The 18,427-nt window shown below is 59.9% G+C and carries 12 protein-coding genes; 11 read left to right on the forward strand and 1 reads right to left on the reverse strand.

The window, feature by feature from the left end; all coding sequences use genetic code 11:
• Positions 1-553 precede the first annotated feature (553 nt).
• Positions 554-3,676: a hypothetical protein gene (locus ACWUI2_RS13080; RefSeq protein ID WP_486983297.1), complete on the reverse strand. Its 3,123-nt coding sequence runs from the start codon at positions 3,674-3,676 to the stop codon at positions 554-556.
• Positions 3,677-4,320: 644 nt separating this feature from the next.
• Between ACWUI2_RS13080 and ACWUI2_RS13085 the strand changes: the two genes are divergently transcribed.
• From ACWUI2_RS13085 to ACWUI2_RS13135, 11 genes are all read left to right on the forward strand, one after another.
• Positions 4,321-5,067, forward strand: coding sequence for a helix-turn-helix transcriptional regulator (locus ACWUI2_RS13085; RefSeq protein ID WP_486983298.1), 747 nt, complete (start codon positions 4,321-4,323; stop codon positions 5,065-5,067).
• 161 nt (positions 5,068-5,228) lie between these two features.
• Positions 5,229-5,852, forward strand: a complete 624-nt coding sequence (locus tag ACWUI2_RS13090) for a hypothetical protein (protein WP_486983299.1) — start codon at positions 5,229-5,231, stop codon at positions 5,850-5,852.
• The gene (locus ACWUI2_RS13095) at positions 5,849-6,478 is read left to right on the forward strand and encodes a penicillin-binding protein activator LpoB (RefSeq protein ID WP_486983300.1); all 630 of its coding nucleotides are present in this window, start codon (positions 5,849-5,851) and stop codon (positions 6,476-6,478) included. The genes ACWUI2_RS13090 and ACWUI2_RS13095 overlap by 4 nt, the downstream gene beginning before the upstream one ends.
• Positions 6,441-7,670 carry a COG3014 family protein gene (locus ACWUI2_RS13100; RefSeq protein ID WP_486983301.1) on the forward strand — a complete coding sequence of 410 codons (1,230 nt, stop codon included), beginning with the start codon at positions 6,441-6,443 and terminating at the stop codon, positions 7,668-7,670. Before ACWUI2_RS13095 ends, ACWUI2_RS13100 begins: the two co-directional genes overlap by 38 nt.
• A gap of 14 nt (positions 7,671-7,684) precedes the next feature.
• A complete protein-coding gene (locus ACWUI2_RS13105) occupies positions 7,685-8,143 on the forward strand; it encodes a putative periplasmic lipoprotein (RefSeq protein WP_486983302.1) in 459 nt (152 codons plus the stop codon).
• Complete coding sequence (locus tag ACWUI2_RS13110) at positions 8,140-9,105, forward strand: hypothetical protein (RefSeq protein WP_486983303.1); 966 nt, start codon at positions 8,140-8,142, stop codon at positions 9,103-9,105. The genes ACWUI2_RS13105 and ACWUI2_RS13110 overlap by 4 nt, the downstream gene beginning before the upstream one ends.
• Positions 9,106-9,246: 141 nt before the next feature.
• A complete protein-coding gene (locus ACWUI2_RS13115) occupies positions 9,247-10,584 on the forward strand; it encodes a glutamate--tRNA ligase (protein WP_486983304.1) in 1,338 nt (445 codons plus the stop codon).
• 110 nt (positions 10,585-10,694) lie between these two features.
• Entirely contained in the window at positions 10,695-12,446 is a 1,752-nt protein-coding gene (locus ACWUI2_RS13120; RefSeq protein ID WP_486983305.1) for a hypothetical protein, read from the forward strand.
• 695 nt (positions 12,447-13,141) lie between these two features.
• Positions 13,142-13,969 (forward strand): UbiA prenyltransferase family protein, encoded by an 828-nt coding sequence (locus ACWUI2_RS13125; protein WP_486983306.1) that lies wholly within the window; start codon positions 13,142-13,144, stop codon positions 13,967-13,969.
• A 120-nt stretch (positions 13,970-14,089) separates the two neighbouring features.
• Positions 14,090-15,301, forward strand: a complete 1,212-nt coding sequence (locus tag ACWUI2_RS13130; RefSeq protein ID WP_486983307.1) for an efflux RND transporter periplasmic adaptor subunit — start codon at positions 14,090-14,092, stop codon at positions 15,299-15,301.
• The gene (locus tag ACWUI2_RS13135; protein WP_486983308.1) at positions 15,298-18,366 is read left to right on the forward strand and encodes an efflux RND transporter permease subunit; all 3,069 of its coding nucleotides are present in this window, start codon (positions 15,298-15,300) and stop codon (positions 18,364-18,366) included. Before ACWUI2_RS13130 ends, ACWUI2_RS13135 begins: the two co-directional genes overlap by 4 nt.
• Positions 18,367-18,427 lie beyond the last annotated feature (61 nt).

Raw genomic sequence — 18,427 nt, forward strand, 5'->3', positions numbered from 1 at the left:
AGCTTCACGTAGATTCGGAGCCTGTGCTACCATGGGGATTGTCCTGCTTGCGAACTTTGCGTCTCTTAAGTTTTTGGCAGAATTGATGTTGCGGCGTCGGCTTGAGTGGAATTTAGTTCCGGAAATGGAAAGGGAACCCAAGCTATTTGCGTTTGCTCTTGGATATTGTTTTTTTAGCTACATAGTATTTCGATTTTCAGGTGTATACAAGAAGGCTATTGAGCCATCCTCGATTGAGTTATATGAGAAATATAAATTTTGTAATTGGCATGCCTTGGTTTATGCAATTACGTCAATTTTAATACTGTTTTTCTTGCTTTTTTATCTGGTCTACTTCTTTAAGTTCTGCTTAGTTAACTCTTTTCAGCCCGCCCCTGCGTGAATCTAGTTGATCCCAAGCCACTGGCTGGCAAAACGCTTGAGAATGGGTATGGCGAAGTCGGCGAACAGTCGGATCAGCCCCCCATCGGAAAATAGTCGATAGTTCTGATAAGACAGAGGAAAACTTCAAATGTTAGAATGCGTGGCCTGACTCCTTCCGCGGCACCCAGAATCAGTCGCTTTTCAGATGCATCAGCAGGCGCATGAAACCATGAGATTCGCCGCTCTGCCTGATGGCCACGCGGAGTAAGTCGTCAGTATCCACCAGGACGACTACTCGTCCATCCGCCTCGTTCCAGTTCAGAAGATCGTCGGAGAACAGGACGTTAATGACCCCGGAAATCGCTTCGGGATTTCTCTTTTGTTCGAGGATAAGATAATGTTCTCCGTCGATGATTTCGGTTTGAAGCGAGGGGCGTTGCGAGGGGACGATAGGGTCCAGCGGAGCCTGACCGACGATGTATTTGACCAAATTTGCGACTCCGTCACGGGCCGGGGTGTCAAGCGGATCCGATTGATCGGCATCGACGAGTTGGCGGGAGATCCAACCGTCGAAGGTAATGCCGCGATAGGTCAGGCTGATCGCCCCCGCATCGGCATAGCTGACGGAAAACACGTGTCCGTCGCCTTCAATGTTTTCTCCTTCCTGAAGGTCGTGAAATAATCCCGAACGCTGCCCCGAGTAGGCGATGATCTGAACGGATTCTCCCAGAGCGAAATCCCGATTCGGAGGGATTGAAATCTCCAAGCGGGTCTCGGCTTCGAGCGTCACATTTCCCGAAACCGACAACGGGATTTCGCCACCGTCAAGGCTCACTGTGACAACCGGGGCGCCATCGCCGCCTATGAAGTCGCCGTCCACGATTAGACGGCCGTCGTTTATGTCCACCCGACCGCCGCCGCCGAGGGTTAGGTCGCCCGCGATCTGCACCGTGGCATCGTCGTCGAGGCCGATGCCGGCCCCGCCGTCCAACTCGACGGCGGGCAGATGAACGGTTCCGGCACCCCGCACGTCCATTTTGTTGCCGTAGAGTTTCGGGGCCTCGCCAAAGATCAGGGATGTGTGATTTGCCAAGTGGACATCGAGGTCACCGTCCAAGCGCACCGGCAGGTCAATGGCATGGTTTCCAAGCGTTACCTCGATAGCCGGCATACTCTCAGCCGGGACGAGCTTCAATTTACCGGTGCCGACAAGGGTGTATCCATTCACGTTGTCAAAGCGCATTCCCGACAATACGCGATATCGGTTTTCGTCCTTCTGCGAATCCTCGACGATGATCGAATCGATTTCAAACAACCGATCCACGAAAGCGCTTGAGTTAAGCGGATCAACGCGAATTCGGCTAATCATCTTTCCGCTCCAGTCGGTGTTGCCGGCCATGTTGAAAACAACCTCCTGGAAGGCTCCGTTGCCGGTGTAGTTGGCGCTCACCCTGCGGGTTCCCGAAAAGGAATCGGCGTCCGCCGTGCCCCAGAAAAAATCGACTCGCGCGGTGCCGGTGACGTCCGCGCGCATGCGGACCCGGATCGTGTGGAAACGGTCTCCCGAAAAGTTGCCCACGGTCCGGTGCAGCCACGGATCACTGGTGGCCGCCGTGCCACGGAAGAGACCGCCGGTTATTTCCACGTCGTTGATGTTCGCGGTCGCCCACCCTTGGGCGTCGCCTTCTCTTTCGAAAAACCAGGAGCGGTCGGTGGACTTCACGTTTACCATCGCCGGAGCCGTGATGGCGCTGCCGAAAACGGCGACTTCCCCCGCGACGTCCGGGCGGTTCCAATAATACCAATTCAACGGTTCGCTCCAGGTCCCCGATCCGCTTCGCACCCACGATGCTTCCTCGGCAGGTGGCTGAAACACTTCCAGCGGCCCGTTTTGCAAGGCAATCGGAGCGGACGGCACAACACTTATGAAATTGCCGGCCGCGTCGAATTCCAGAACCCTGCCGCCCTCCTCCTCGATATAGATCCGGCCGGTCGGTGCCTGCGCCATGCGCCCCGGACGGTTCAGGGGCTGACCGTCGAACGTGGCGCCGAGGGCGAATTTTCCGAGCGGCGCGTCCAAGTGTTGGGTCCGCTCAAAGCGCAACACCCGGTCGTTGGCCGTGTCCGCGACCAGGACGTGCTCCGGCGTCAGATTACGAAAATCCTCCAGCATGTGGAACGTGAGCAAGTTCGAATCGTGACCGCGTGGCGGTTTATTGCCGCCGACGTCGAATGCGGTGCGGGAGGCGATGACCATGTCGTCGCCGTCGTAGTCGAAGTTCATGTATTGAAATCCCTCATACTCCAGGTTCGGGCTGTAGAGAAAGATTTTCTCCACTTTCCAATTGTACAGATCGCGCGACGTCAGAACGGCCGCCGCATTGCGGATCAACTCCGGCGTGCTTCTCAGGGAGGGGTGATCGGCATGGGCGGGCAGAACGGGATTGCTCAAAACGAAGTACTTTCCGGACGTCGGATCGTAGCCCGCGCCGAACTTTTTCTCCCCTCCGGGTAATTCGACGAAGTCGTGCTCCGGGTCGAAGGTCAGGTTTCCGGGCTGGCTCGGATTCACTCGCAACAAGGCGGTGTAGGGGAGAGCGCGAACTTTGGGCATGACCACGACCCCGTGTTGCTCCGAGGCGACCACCTGCCCCTCGGTCATGTCGATGAAGGTTCCTCCCAGCCAGGCGCCATCGGCTCCCGCGGAATTACTCAGGGACCATGACGAAGCCCGCATCAGATCGGATGCCTGGGACGCCGACAGCGCGCGACGTGTCGCGCCGCTCCAGATACGGCCGTGGAAGTGAACCGGATTGTTCGGCGTCCCGAGTCCTCCCGTTCCCAATCGGCCGGTTGTCGAACTCGTGGCCGTAGTCCAGGTTTCGCCGTTGTCGGTCGAGCGACGGATAACATTGGGTTTTCCCTCGGCCTCCGCGCCCATCAGGTAAAGGACACCTTCGTGCAAAAACAGACTGGCGCGAAGGATGTCGTTTAGAACCGCGGTTTCCTCCCAGCTTCCGCCCCGGTCGGAAGAGCGAAACACCCTCGTGAGGCCGGACTCGGTGGCGCCTGAGGCACTGCCGAAATGAGCGTGCGTGGCGATGTAATCGCCGTTGGGCATGACGACGATCGAGGGGTCGGAGACATAGACCGGATCGCGCGGGTTGCCCGATACCGGGAAGCGGTCAGGAGCCGGGACGTGGCTTATGACCGTGCCGGGCACATCATCGAGACTCTGTCCGGGCATCGACGGAGCGACGAAGGCTCCGGCGAGGCCCAGCGTCACGCCCGTGATAAAGTTTCGAGTTTTCAAAAAATGTGCGATTTGTGCAATCATATCAATCTTCCGTTGTGAGGCGCATCCCGCGGGTGATGAGGCCCTCGTTTGAGCGAACGCAAGCCGGGCCGGTCAACATCCGGGCTGCGCCCGGGGAGCAACATGGAATGCACGTTGGCTTTTCGAGACGGAGTCTCTTTGGAGTGCTCCGCGTCCCCGCGGAGCTTTCGAGCGTGCGGAGGACGTTCGACCGTCGAATGGCTGCCGGGAGTGCGGCTATCGCTGACCGTTCGAAAGCGGTGCGGGGACGCGCCGCACTCCAAAGCGCTTCGCGCGAAAACCGGAACGACCTCCAACCCGTATGAACAGTGAAGTTAATAAGTGGCTGTAAAGATTGGGGCATTTCTGCAGGGCATTACATCGTGTTATGCATGCCTAAAACAACGGGTTTATTGTGTTATGAAAACATGGTTTTTGGGGGTGACCCGGTCTTTCCAGTCCGGGTAGGATGCCCCGGATTTTACACGCATCACCCATGAAGCGCGCCCGGATGAGGTGGCGCTCGGAGGCTTGAGGGACCAATCGGTTTGAATCGGTTTGCCTGGGTTGAATTCGAGGGTTGACAGCATGGAAAGGGTATCCGTTTTTAGAGGCGTTCTGCTCACTTCGTTCTCTTTCCCATGGCTAGTCAATCCCTTGAGTTGTCCGAAAGCGATCTGCGATCATTGGTCCGGGTGGGGGTGGGGAAATGGCCGCCGGAAGAGAGGCGCAGCGTGGTGCGGGAGGTTTTGCTGGAAAGACTTTGTCAATTGGTCGCGGCGCGACGGTGGTTGTGGCTCGCCGGACATTGCCCTCAACCGGGCCAGGTGGAATGGACCGCGTTCCATTCAGGCGGATCATCCTCTGTTCGTCGTCCGGGTGTTCCTCGCAACCTTTGTTTCGAGGCGTTCTTCGGGCCTGGGGTGGCGGCGTTGGACGGCCAATGTGCAACCTACCTTCAAGCACCGTGGCAGTCGACTGGCGAGAGGGCACTCTCCCCGCTTCTTCGTGAGGCGAATCAAAGCCCGTTTATTCTATCCTGTCGATTCGCCCTTGGCGGTTGGAGCGCGATCGGTCTTTATCGGGGAACGGACCAGGACCCGTTCACGGAGCGTGAACGGACCATCGTGGACGTAGTGCTGGGGGAGTTGCCGGCCTTCAATGAACCCGCGGGAACTCTTTCGCGGAAGCAGGTCTATCTGAACCTGTCTCCGCAGAAGCGGACCGTCTATCGTCTGTTGGTCGAGGGGCGGCACCGGAAGAGGATCGCGGCCGAACTCGGGATCACGCTGAATACGCTCGGCGGCTATGTGAAGGAGATTTACCGGAAATTTGGAGTGAGGTCGCAGGCGGAATTGATGCGAGGGGCGCGCCGGGAATCAACCTGACAATCAGGGAAACCCCGTCCTTACCATCAGAATACCCCCTATTTAGGGGGTATTCATATATGCTTATTTGTGGTAAAAGTTTCGCTAATTCGAAGCCGGTTCCGCTCTGCGGGCCGGAATCGGGTCAATCCAATAACCAAAAACAAAACGTAATATCTTCTATGAAACGAATCCATTCCTTTGGCATTCTTGTTGCGACGGTCCTTCTTTTCGGCGCCTGTTCCTCCGGTCCCGGTCTGTTGCCTCCTGAGGCTCTCGAATCCCCGACTCCGATCGAAGGGAGCGCGGGAGAATATGTCGCTCCTTATACCTCGGACGGTGTGGTCGCCGAATGGGTGGAGAAAGCGGTGAATGCGAAGATGGGTGCCGCGGTCGGCGGGGCCGTAGGTGCATATGCCGGACAAATGGCAATGGAGCAGATTCCGTTTGTCGGAGGTTTGCTGGGACAACGCGCCGGGTCGGCGGTGGGGCGGCGAATCGCCGTGGAAGCGTCCGGGGGATGGGAATTCATCCGCGAGACCTCCGACCTGTCGTTCAACAATCCCGCCGATCTCTCGGTCTGGCTCTATGTCAACCACTCCCACAATGAACATTATAACGATGTGGTTTCCGCGACCATGGAGATTTACCCCGTGTTGAAGGATACTTTCCATCAGCATATCGCCAACGCTTCCCGCGAGGCGCGGGCGCGCGGGGTGGTGGCTCCGGCGATGGGAACGGGAGAGGATGTTGAAACGGAGGCGAAACCCGAAAGCGGTTCGGAGGAACGGACCATCACTCTATGAAACATGCGACATTGGCAGTCTTGGCGCTGGCAATCGGTTTGACCGGTTGCCAGACCGGCAACGTAAATAATGCCCCCGGTCGTCCGACCACCTACTATTCGCCCGACACTCCGGGACCGGTGCAAGGGGTTGGGATGGAGTCCCAGGACATCGTTTCGATGGCGGACCGGATGGTGCGGGATCTTTTGCAACATGCCGCGCTCATCGATCGTCCGACTCCGCCGCGGATCATCATCGATTCGGAGTATTTCCGCAACGAGGGATCAACGCGGGTCAACCGCAATCTGATCACCGACCGGTTGCGGGTCGATTTGAACCGGGCCTCCAACGGGCGCTTGATTTTCGTCGGCCGCGAGTATGCCGACATGGTCGAGCACGAACGGCTGTTGAAGCGCGAAGGCGTGACCGATGGCGGAACGATCCGGACGACCCAGGCCACCGCCGGGGCCGATTTCCGTTTGGCGGGGCGGATCGCCACCCGCGATTCGGTCGATTCGCGGTCGGGTACGACGCAACGTTGGACGCAGATCACCTTCGAAATGGTCGACCTGGAATACGGCACCATCATCTGGAGCAACATCTACGATTATGCGCGCGCCTCGCAGGACGACATTATCTACCGTTAAGAACGCCGGGCTGGCGGGCCTCCTGATCATCGGGGGTGCCTGCCAGAGCGGTCCGGGGCCCGGGGCCGTCAGCCGGGAACTCGCCTCCCATGAGGCGGATTACCTGGCGACGGTTCCCCCGGAGTTGCGGGAGCACCTTCGCGCGGCCATAACCTCCTCGCGGGAGAACCGGGTTTTGCGGGAAATGGAATTGGGCACGCACGCGCTCGTCCTCGGTGACTATGACCGGGCGGCGGCCAGTTTCGATTACGCGCTCGACCGAATTGAAATCACCCATGCCGGGAGCGAGGAAGCGGCGCGGGCGCGGAGTCTTTGGTACGAGGAAGAGAACAAGGAGTTCAAGGGGGAACCGTATGAACGGGCGATGGCCTATTATTACCGGGGCATCCTGTTCCTCAAGGAAGGGGATTATGACAATGCCCGCGCGGTCTTCAACGGGGCGATCCTCCAGGACGCGTTCGCGGAGGAGCACCAGTATCGTTGCGACTTCGCCCTGATGTATTTGATGGCGGCCTACGCCTCGCATCTGATGGGGGACTTCCAAACCCGCGACGAAGAATTCGCCGCCCTGCGGGAATTTCGTCCCGATTATCCGGAACCGGCCTGGGGCGATGTTTTGTTGGTGGTGGCCGAGACGGGAAAGTCTCCCCGAAAACTCGGCGACGGGATCGGGCATTATCAGATGCGGTTGTTTCGAGGGCGGGGATTTACCGACACCGGAGCGATGTTGTATCTGGACGGGAACGAATTGCCGTTTTATCCGACCGAAGATATTGCGTTCCAAGCGATGACCCGGGGAGCTCGACCGATTGACGCCATTCTCGAAGGGCAGGTTCAATTCAGGAGGAGCGCCGAGCGAATCGGGACCACGTTGACCGAGAGCGCGCAAACCGTGATGGTCGTCGCTCCGCTGATGGACGGGGCGTCGAGCACGTTGGGGGCGGTGGCCGGGGGCCTTGGAGTGATCGGTGTCGCCTCGGCGATGGTCGCGCAAAACGCCAAACCGCGGGCCGATACTCGTTTTTGGTCCTCGTTGCCGGATACGGTCCACACCATTTTCGTGCCAAAAACGGCCCGCGGGAGTGAGGCGACGATCCGATTTTTGGCCGACGACGGGTCGGTCGTTTCCGAAGTCACCCAAACCATCCCGGAGGATGCGGTCATCCTTTGGGCGAAATCAACCCAGCATTGAGAGACGAAATCCTTATGTTCAGACCTACCGTAGTTGTTTGTATTTTCAGTCTTTGCCTGCTCCCGTGGTTCGCCGGGTGTCAGCATCGCGAAGGGGCGGCCGTCGGCCAGCGGATCGATTCGCCGCGGGCACCCGACGCCACGATCCACCTCAATCAAGTCGTTCTCCTCGACCGTTCGCTGCAGGACAATACCCGGGGCAGGCCTGGCCGGATCGCGGTGGAACGTCATGGGGCGACCCGGACCGCAAGCGGCGGCCTGGAGCCCTTCGCCACGTTCCGGAATCGGACCGATTATCCGCAGCAACTCGAATGTCGCGTGCAATTTTTCGGTGGACAACAGGAGCCGGTGGAAAACCCATCGGCCTGGCAGCGGGTGATCTTGCCCCCTTTGGGCGTGGCCACTTACCGGGAGAGTTCGCTCGCCTCCAACAACGTGGAATACTACTACATTGAAGTGAGGGAGGGACGATGAAAAGCACAACGACTTGGTTGACGGCGACAGTGGCGGTGGCCTTACTTTCCGGCGGGTGTACCCGTCCGTTGGAGACGCGGACGGACCCCGGTCAAGTGAGTCCGGCCCGGGCGACCGCCATCGGCCCCGCGACATCGGCGGATGCGGAACCGGTCGCCCGACATCCGGACGCTCCGGAGCGGCGGGACCGGACTGACCGCCTGGCCTCGACGCCGTCCGATGTTTCGCTTGCGGGATTTTCGACGCGGTATCGCGAGGCGGGGTCGCCCCGGGTCGCGATTCTCTTCAATCGCCAGTTCGGGACGCAGTTGACCTCCTGGACGATGGATTCGGCGGAGATTTTCCAGGAAGTGAGGGCCGACCATGCCGCGGGTGAAATCCGGGGCGAGCATTTTCCGACCGGGGAAGTGACCCGGGCTTCAGTTCAAGGGGAGGGAGTTGAAATCACCCGATCCGAATCCTTCCGTCAATATCAGGATGGCGGGGCGCGCGCCGGTTTTTCATCCGAATACGTCGAATGGAAGTTTCGCGAAGGTTTCGCCCGGCCCTTCGGGGCGGCCGGGGTCAGATTGATCGATTCCGATTTGGTGGTGCAGGCCGCGGGCCGGGGCACGGAAGGTGGCGGGAACCAGCGCATCCTCGATGTGAACGCGAATCTGGAGGCGATGCGGGAAAAGACCGATTGGATCGTGGAAGTTTTGATGGTGGCAGACTCCCGGGCGGCGACTGGATATGTTTTCCGGGCGGAAGCGAAGGAGTTGGCGACCGGCCGGGTCATGGGTTCGGCGATGACCAACATCGACGACTTCCGGGAACGTCCGGTCCGGCGGACGATCACCGCGGCGCCCGGAGGTTACCGGGTGGTCGAGGAAGAGTTGCCCGGTCCGACCCTTGAAGAATATGCCGAAGACCTTGCGATCCGGTTGCTCAGTTCGCTGACCAAGCGGATGGCGGACGAATAATGTGATTCGGGGGCGACGTCGGAACCAGCACCTCGATTCCGATGGCATTGGATCGGTTTCGAGGAAATGGCGGGGCGCTGACCTGATTTTGATGCGACGTGGTGCTTGCGCTTCGGCGGGTTCGACTTAGAAATTGAGGGAATGTCCGACGTACGCGTTCGTTTCGCTCCCAGTCCAACCGGCTTCTTCCATATCGGAAGCGCCCGCACCGCATTGTTTAACTGGCTTTACGCCAGGCATACCGGAGGGACGTTTGTTCTCCGGATCGAAGATACCGACAAGGAGCGGAATACGGAGGAGGCGTTGCAGGTCATTTTCGATGGCATGCGCTGGCTCGGCATGCAATGGGACGAAGGTCCGGACGCCGGCGGAGATTACGGACCGTATTTCCAGAGCCAACGCTCGGAGATTTATCAGGAATACATTGACAAGCTTCGGGCGGCCGATCGTATCTATGAAAAAGACGGGGCCGGTTACTTCCGGATTTCCGGCGAACCGCAGGTGATCGAGGACGCGGTGCGGGGGCGGGTGGAGCGGACCGAAGAAAAAGATTTTGTTGTCGTCCGTTCCGACGGCTCTCCCGTCTTCCATTTGGTCAACGTGGTCGACGACATCACGATGAAGATCACCCATGTGATCCGCGGGGAAGACCACCTGTCCAACACCAGCAAACACACCGAACTCTTCAAGGCCTTAGGGGCGCCGCTCCCGACCTTCGCTCACATTCCCCTCATTTTGAAGGAGAATGGGCCGGGGAAAATGAGCAAGCGGGACAAAGGGGCGCTGATCGAGGATTATCGAAAACGGTGGTTTCTCCCGGAAGCCGTCCGGAATTATCTTTGCCTGCTCGGTTGGTCGCCGAAGGACGACCGGGAGGTTTTGCCGATTGACGAGATCATCCGGATTTTCGATTTGCCGCAGATCAATCAGAACAACGCCCGTTTCGACGAAAAGAAACTCTCCTTCATCAACAGTCGTTATCTCCATGAGTTGAGCCGCGAGGATTTTCTGGGGATGGGTCGGAGCGCGCTCCAGGAGGCGAACCTGTTGGCCGGGGCCGACGCGGGTTACGTCGACGAAGTGTTGACGTTGTGTCAGGAAAAACTCCGGTCGGTGGAGGATCTCGCGGAGTTCTGCGATTACTTTTTCCGGGAAGATTACGCGTTCGACGAAAAGGCCGCCGCGAAAATTTTCCGCAAGGGCGATCCGCGGAGCCGGGTGACCGAATTGCGGGCGGCGTTGGAGGGGACCTATGATTTTACCGAGGATCACCTCGAATCGGTGGTTCAATCGCTGGCTGAAACGCACGGGGTCTCGACCGGCGAATACATCCATGCCTGCCGCCTGGCGGTTTCCGGGCGAAGCATGGGCCCGAGCTTCTACGGCCTGTTGCGGGTTCTCGGAAAGGAACGGGTTTTGGCGCGCATCGACCGCTTCATGGTCGACCCTGCGCTCGAGGGCATCCCTCAGGCCCAATGACGGCCCCGGCGAAACGGGGTCGGCGGTCGCTAAAAATCGCTTGCCTCATTTCGCGGAATTTCGCACGTTGAGCGTTCTGCTGATCAATTCCCTTTCTCTGCCAAGCACCCATGGACAAATCCACCGACAACAGCGGCCCAGCCGAGGACGATAGCTCGAAGAAGGTCGACCTGAGCGCGCTCCAGAATTTCAATTTCGCGACGAACTGGAGCGAATCGTCCGCCAAGCCGTCGACCCGGCCCGAACGAGGGGATCGCCCCCGGGGCGGGGATCGTCGTGGGGGCGGGGATCGTCGTCCCGACCGGCGGCCGCCGGAATCGCGGGAAGGCCGTCCGGCGAGGGATCGAGGCGAGCGCCGCGGTCCCCCCGATCGCCGCGAAGGTGGGCGTCCGGCCCGCGGTGGACCTCCGCCTCGTGGCGGACGGAGGGAGGAGCCGACCGCTCAAGCGTTGCTCCGGGAGTCTCCCTTTGAGGTGCAGATTTTCCCCGAAGAGCCGATTTTGGTGAAGCTGACCCAAGCGATGCGCCATTCGTTGCGCACCTACGAGTTGTTCGAGGTCAGTCGGTTGGTTTTGGAGAAGCCCGACCGGTATCAAATCGGACTCAAATTCCGGGGCGACCGGGAGCGCGGAAGTCAATTTTTCCAATCGGTTCCGGATGGCGTGCCGTTTCTGTCGGAGGAAGCGGCGATCGACCATGTCTACCGGAATCACCTCGATCGGTTTTTCACCGTGGAGGAAGTCGAAGTGGAGGCGCCGAAAGGGAATTTCCAGTTTGTCGCCCGTTGCAATCTGACCGGCGACGTGTTGGGGCCCCCGAATTACCATCGTTACCAGGCGATCCTTTTGGAATACCACCAGGAACGATTCTCCGACATGCCGTTTGACCGGTTCCGGTCCCACATTGAAACCGTGAAGGATGAAGAAGCGGTGCAGAAGTGGTTGGAGAGCATGACCAAACAAACCCGTTACAAGATTGTCGGCGGGGGTGAAGGCGAGGAGAAGGTTTTAGAAACGCCGGAGGAAGCGCGTTCCTACCTGATTCGGCAGGTCAAAGACAAGGTGGTGCATCCCGTCAAGACGGTCCGGTTCCCCGGGGGATTGGTGGAAAAGTTGCCGAGTGATGTCCGTCCGTATGCGGTCGCCTACGTCGAACTGCAAAAACGCTTCCCCCTCGACACGGCCAATACCTTGCGCGGTCGTCTCCGTCGCCAACATTTCTTTATCTACAAGAAGGGATCGAAAGGAGTTTCGCTGGTTTGTGCGGTGAAACGGAAATTCCGGCAGCCGAATCAGGTTTTTTCGGATTCGGTGCAGCGCCTGATCGAGTTTTTGGAGAAAAACGATCAAATTCATGCGAGTGAGTTGTCGGAGAAACTGTTAGGCATTCCGACCCCGCAGGAAGGGGAAAGCGCTCCCGCTCCCGATGCGGAATCCCAGGAAAAGGTGAAGCGCCTCGGGCTCGACCTCCGGTGGTTGCTTTCGGAAGGCTACGTGACTGAGTATTCGGACGGCCGTTTGTCGATGCATCCGATCGCCGAACCGGGTCGCGAGGAACCGGCTCCCAAGCCGGAAGCCGGGGCGGACAAGAAACCGGAGGAGAAGGCGGAAGAGCCGGTGGCGGACACCGAACAATCCGAAGCCAAAGCCGAGGAACCGGTCGATGGCGTGGAGGCCCCGGCGTCGCCGGAGGTCGCATCGGAGAGTCCTTCGGCCGCCGAGCCAATTGCGGAAGAAACGCCGGAGGCTGCCGCGAGCCCGGCCGCTCCACCTCAGGAGGATCAATCCGCGGAGGCGACATCGGAAGAAGCACAGCCGCCGAAGGCGTCCGCCGAGGAGTCGTCCGAGCAAAAACCTTCCTGAACTAACGGAATCGGGGACGGAGCGCCGGACGAGACTCGGCTAGCTTGGGCCCATCCGAAAAGGGGTGTGACTGCGGGAATTCGCATAGTCAGCGGCGCGGACGAGCCCGTAAGAGGTTTCAGGTGTCGGGTTTCAGGTTTCAGGACCGAGATTTCTTTTATCCTGACACCCGAAAATCTGACACATGAAACCCAAAGAAGCGACCATACGGCCCGTGACCGAACGGGCTTCGGCAAACGAACCCCTTTTCGGACAGGGCCTAGCTTGAGATGCGGCCCTTTTGAGACACTCGACCTCAAGGTCTACCGCTGTCGGTTCTTTGGGGCGCGGCGCAGGGCGATTTCATCGGCCTGATTGGTTGGAGTCCCGCCTTCAGGCGGTCTTTCGGCAATGTAACGGCCGCATGAATGCGGAACTCCAACCTAAGCCGGGACTTGTACAACAGGGGCGGCCGGATTGACAGTGGCTCGTGGATCGTGGCAGGATTTTGAGATGCGCGAAGGATACCATCAGTTTATCTGCCACGGCGTCGTTGTTCACGTCGCGGGGAAGGAGCGGACCGGAGCGTTCCGGGGCGCTGGTCGGATGAACCGGCAGTGAGATCGGTGCGGGCATGGGCGGCGGTTGTTCGACCGTCGTTTTTTCTTTCGGTCCCGGGGGATCCGTTGGCGGGGTTTCTTTTGGCCGGCGGTTCCATGGTTTTGGGGCTGCGCCCGTTGGCGGCGATCGGGGTCGTTGTGGTGCTGCATCTGGCGGGACGTCTCTTGGGGGTGTTTCGCGGGGCTGTTTCCGGGCGGGTCGACCACCCGGGCCGTTTGATTGGGGGCGGGCGGATGGTCGGGATGATGGTGGTGCTGGTGACGGTATTTTTGGCGGCTGCGGGGCTCGGGGTTTCGTTTCGACTCGGGTGGGAGACGGGTTGGGTGGCGGTTGGCTTGGGGCTGGCGGTGGTGAATTACCGATTGGTGACGCGAAATGTGGGCGGAGTCGGTGCGTTGAACGCGGGGATTTGCCGCGGATTGGCCGTTCTCCTGGGCGCGATGGCGGCGACCGGAGGGGAAGTTCCGCCGCTGGCCTGGTGGGGGAGCGGGATGGTTTTCGGGTATGCTGTCGCCGTGATGCATTTGAAGGATCGGAGCGATATCGGACGATTGTTTTGGGTGGAGCGAGCGTTGCCGGCGTTGGTGGTGATGGTCGCTTTTTTCGTTTACCTTCCGTGGTCGCCGTTGATCGATTGGCCAGCTCAAGTGGCGGTGGCGGTATTGTTGGTTTTCGTGACGGTGGTGGCTCTGCGGGTGATTCCGCGGTTGCCCGACCGACGGGGACGGACGCCGGAGGGCGGTGATTTACCGCCGGTGGTTGTGTCGCAGTCGATCTTGCGGTTGAGTGGATTGCTGTTTCCGCTGCAGGCGGCGATGATCGTTGGATCGGGCGATGGAGCGGATCGGATGCTGCTCGCGACGGTGATTATCGCTTTTTGGCCGTTGACCCGGGCATTTGAGCGGTTGTCTTATTCGGGATGATTTGGAGGGATCGGGGGAACCCGCAGGTTTTTTCGGGGTTAAAACCGAGATGAGCGATGCTTTTTGGGCCGGGCGGTGTTCACTACTGGTGTTAAGACGATTTACAGCAGAAATTTTGACGTGAAAAAAACGATTGGAAAGGTAGTCGGGGGCGTTTTGTTGATCGCCGTCATCGGATTGGTGTTTTGGCGATTGTCGACTGGAGAGGAAACTCCGGCGCAGGCCGAGCGGGGCGGGGGATCGAGGGGAGGAACCGTGGCGGTGGAAGTGACGCCGGTGGAGCGCCGGGATCTGCAGGAGACCCGTGGATTCACCGGGTCGTTGGAGGCGAGGGCTCGTTTCGATGTGGTGGCCCGGGTGCCGGGACAAATCCTGGAGTTGAAGTTTGACATCGGCGACCGGGTGGAGCGGGGGCAAGTCGTTTCCCGACTCGATACGGATGAGTTCGTCGAACAACTGCGGCAAACAGAAGCGGAGCGCGAAGTGGCGGAAGCCAATGTGGCGGAGGCGGAAAGCGAACTTCGGCTCGCCGACCGGGAACTGGAGCGGATCCGGGTGTTGCGGGGACGCGAGATCGCGGCGGAGGCCGATTTGGAAACGGCGGAGGCCCGTTTGAACGCGGCGGAAGCCAGGTTGCGGGTGGCTCGAGGAACGTTGGCTCAACGGGAGGCGGGGGTGGCGATGGCTCGTTTGCGGCTATCGCAGGCGGAAGTGCGCGCCAACTGGGAGGCGGACGACGAGCATCTGGCGGTGGCCGAGCGCTATGTCAGCGAAGGAGGATTCGTATCCGCCAACGAACGGCTCCTATCCTTGGTGAGTTTGCGGACCTTGCGGGCGGTGATCTTCGTGACTGAGCGCGATTTCGGATTGCTCCGGCGCGGGCAGGAGGCGGAAGTGGTGGTGGATGCGTTCCCCGGAGAACGGTTCACCGGAACGGTGGCCCGGGTGGCCCCGGTGTTTGAGGCCGGGTCCCGGCAAGCTCGGGTGGAAATTGATGTGGAGAATCCCGACGAACGGCTCGCGCCGGGGATGTTTGCCCGGGTCCGGCTCGGACTTCGCGAAGCTCCCGGATCGATGGCGGTGCCGAGGGATTCCATCGTGCGCCGGAACGGTCGCGAAGGAGTGTTCCAAGTCGGCGGGGAAGGCGACGTCGCCCGCTTCATTCCGGTGGATGCCGGTATCCGTGATGGACGATACGTTGAAATTCGGGCGCCCGAGTTGTCCGGAAGGATCGTGACCTTGGGGCAAGGCCAATTGACGGATGGAGCGACGGTGCGGGTGATCGAACGGGAAGGGGTGTCGCCATCGGTCAACGGGAGGATGGATCGATGAGGATTTCCGGATTCACGGTCCGGCGTCCGGTCTTCACGTCGATGGTGACCCTGATCGTGGTCACGCTCGGGGTGGTTTCGGTGGCCCGGTTGCCGATCGATTTGATGCCTGAAGTGACGCTGCCGCGCCTGACGGTTTCAACCACCTATGAGAACGCCAGCCCGAATGAAGTGGAGGAGTTGCTGACCCGTCCGATCGAGCGGGCGATCGCGGCCGTGCCGGGGGTGGAGGAAATGACCTCGACCTCGGCTGAAGGGGTGAGCAGCGTCAGCGTCGGTTTCCGCTGGGGGACGAATCTCGATGTCGCGGCCAATGACGTGCGTGACCGATTGGACCGGGTGATTCCGAGCCTGCCGGACGAAGCCGACCGTCCGCGTATCCGGATGTTTGATGCGACCTCGTTTCCGATTCTTTTTCTGGGGGTGGCGAGTTCGATGGATCCGATCGAGTTGCGGACCTTTATCGACGAACACGTCCAGCACCGCCTTGAACGGGTGGCTGGGGTGGCGGCGGTGGAGACCTGGGGAGGACTGGAGCGGGAAATCCGGATCGAAGTCGATCCGGATCGTTTGAGGGCGTTTGATTTGGCATTGGACGATTTGACCGAGGCGCTGCGGGAAGGAAATATCACTCTCCCGGCCGGTGACATCGACGACGGAATGTATCAAGTCACGCTGCGGGCGCCAGGGCTTTTCACGGATTTGAACCAGGTATCCCGGACGGTGGTGGCGTACCGGGAACGCGCTCCGGTCTATCTGGAGCAAGTGGCGACGGTGATACCAACCCACCGGGAAGTGACCCGGATCATCCGGATCAACGGTGAGCCCGGGGTCCGTCTGGCGGTGCGAAAGCAGTCCGGTACCAATACGGTGGAAGTGGCGCGCGGCGTGCATGAGGAAGTCCGGCGGATCAATGCCGATTTCGCCCAGGCGCAGTTGATCGTCGTGTCGGACACCTCCGAATACATCACCCGATCGATTCGGAATCTGATCGGGTCGATCGCTGCCGGGGGATGTTTGGCGGTGTTGATCCTGCTTTTCTTTTTGCGGAGTTTTCTGAGTTCGCTGGTGATCGCCACCGCCATTCCGATCTCGATCGTCGCGACCTTCGCCCTGATTTATTTCAACGGATTGACGTTGAATTTGATGACCCTTGGCGGATTGGCGTTGGGGGTCGGGATGATGGTCGACAGTTCGATCGTGGTCCTGGAAAACATCTTTCGGCTGCGGCAGAGGGAAAAGAAAGCGGCGATGGAAGCGGCGGTGAATGGGGCGGGCGAAGTGACGGCGGCGATCATTGCCAGCACGTTGACCACATTGGTGATTTTCCTGCCGATGGTATTTTTGGAAGGAACGACGGGCATCATCTTCCGCCAGCTGGCCTTCGTGGTCGCCTTCTCGCTGGTCTGTTCGTTGCTGGTGGCGTTGACGGTGGTGCCGATGCTCGCGGCCCGGTTGCCCGAAGGAACCGGACGGGGAGAGGGAGGAACGGGAGCTGGCGCCCGGATGGCCTATTTGGCGAGGGAAGGATTCCATCGCTTGGAGGAAGGCTACGGACGGGTCCTGGATGCGGCGCTCGGCCATCGGGTGGTGGTCGTGTTGGGGGCGTTCTTGTTACTGGGCGGAAGCCTCCTTTTAATCCCGCACATCGGCCAGGAGTTCATGCCGGAAGCGGACGAAGGGGAAGTTCGGATCAATGCGGAGATGGCGGTGGGTACTCGTCTCGAAGTGATGGATGAAAAGATGCGGGAGATCGAGGCGATCGTCATGCCGTTGGTTCCCGAGATCCAGAATAGTCAGACCAGCGTCGGTTCGTCGGCGTTTCGTCCGGGGGCGGCGGCGAGCGGCGAGTTGCGGTTGTCCTTGGTCCCGTTGTCGCAGCGCACCCGTTCGAGCGCACAAGTGGCCGATGCGGTGCGGCGCGAATTGACCGGCTTACCCGGGGTGACGATCCGGGTCCGGGAAGGACAAGGCCTTTTCGTGATGCGGATACTGGCCGGGGGCGACGAACGGCTCAGCGTGGAAGTGCGCGGCCATGATTTGCCGACGCTCGACGCCTTGGCGGCCCGGGCGCGGGATGTGATGGAAGAGATCCCGGGAATTACCGACGTCCGGGTGAGTCGTGAAGCGGGCGTACCCCAACAAATGATACGAATCGACCGTGATCGGGCGGCGGATTTCGGGATCAGTGTCGCCCGGATCGCCCGGACCCTGCGGACAGCGGTCGGCGGGACCACCGCCGGACAATTCCGCGAAGGCGGGGACGAAATTCGGATGCAAGTCCGCCTGCGCGACGCGGAGCGGATGACTCTGGAAGATGTATTGGATGTGACAATACCGTCGGCCAACGGGGCGGTGGCTCTCCGAAGTTTGGCCACCCTGGAATTCGAAGCCGGACCGATTCAGATCGAGCGCAAGGAACAGCAACGGGTGGCTTATGTGAACGCGAACGTCGCCGGGCGCGACCTTGGTTCGATCGCGCGGGACGTGCGGGCGGCTTTGGAGGAAATTCCGTTGCCGGCCTATCACGGATATTTCCTCGGCGGCGATTACGAAGAGCAGCAGGAAGCGTTTCTTCAATTGGTGATCAGTCTAGTTTTGGCCATTTCGCTGGTCTTTATGGTGATGGCTTGTTTGTACGAAGGTTTCCGGGATCCGGTCATCGTGATGTTTTCCGTCCCTTTGGCGGCGATCGGGGCGTTGTTGATTTTGTTTGTGACCGGGACCACGCTGAACGTGCAGTCGTTTATCGGATTGATCATGCTGGGGGGAATCGTGGTGAACAACGCGATCCTGATCGTCGACCAGGCGACCCGGCTCAGGCGGGAAAACTGGTTGGTGGTCGATGCGGTGAAGGAGGCGGGACGGCGGCGGTTGCGTCCGGTGTTGATGACCTCGCTCACCACGATCTTCGCCCTGACTCCGCTGGCGATCGGGATGGGGGAGGGAGGCGAAGCCCAGGCGCCGTTGGCTCGGACGGTCATCGGAGGGCTCTTCAGTTCCTCGTTGATCACGCTGTTGGTTATCCCGGCGGTTTATACATTTTTTCATCGGGACCGGAAATGATGGTGGATTGGAGCAGTATGAAGTCGGAGTCGAAAGGGCCCATACGGTCGCATCGGACGTT

The sequence above is a fragment of the Verruconatronum alginivorum genome (assembly GCF_056590205.1).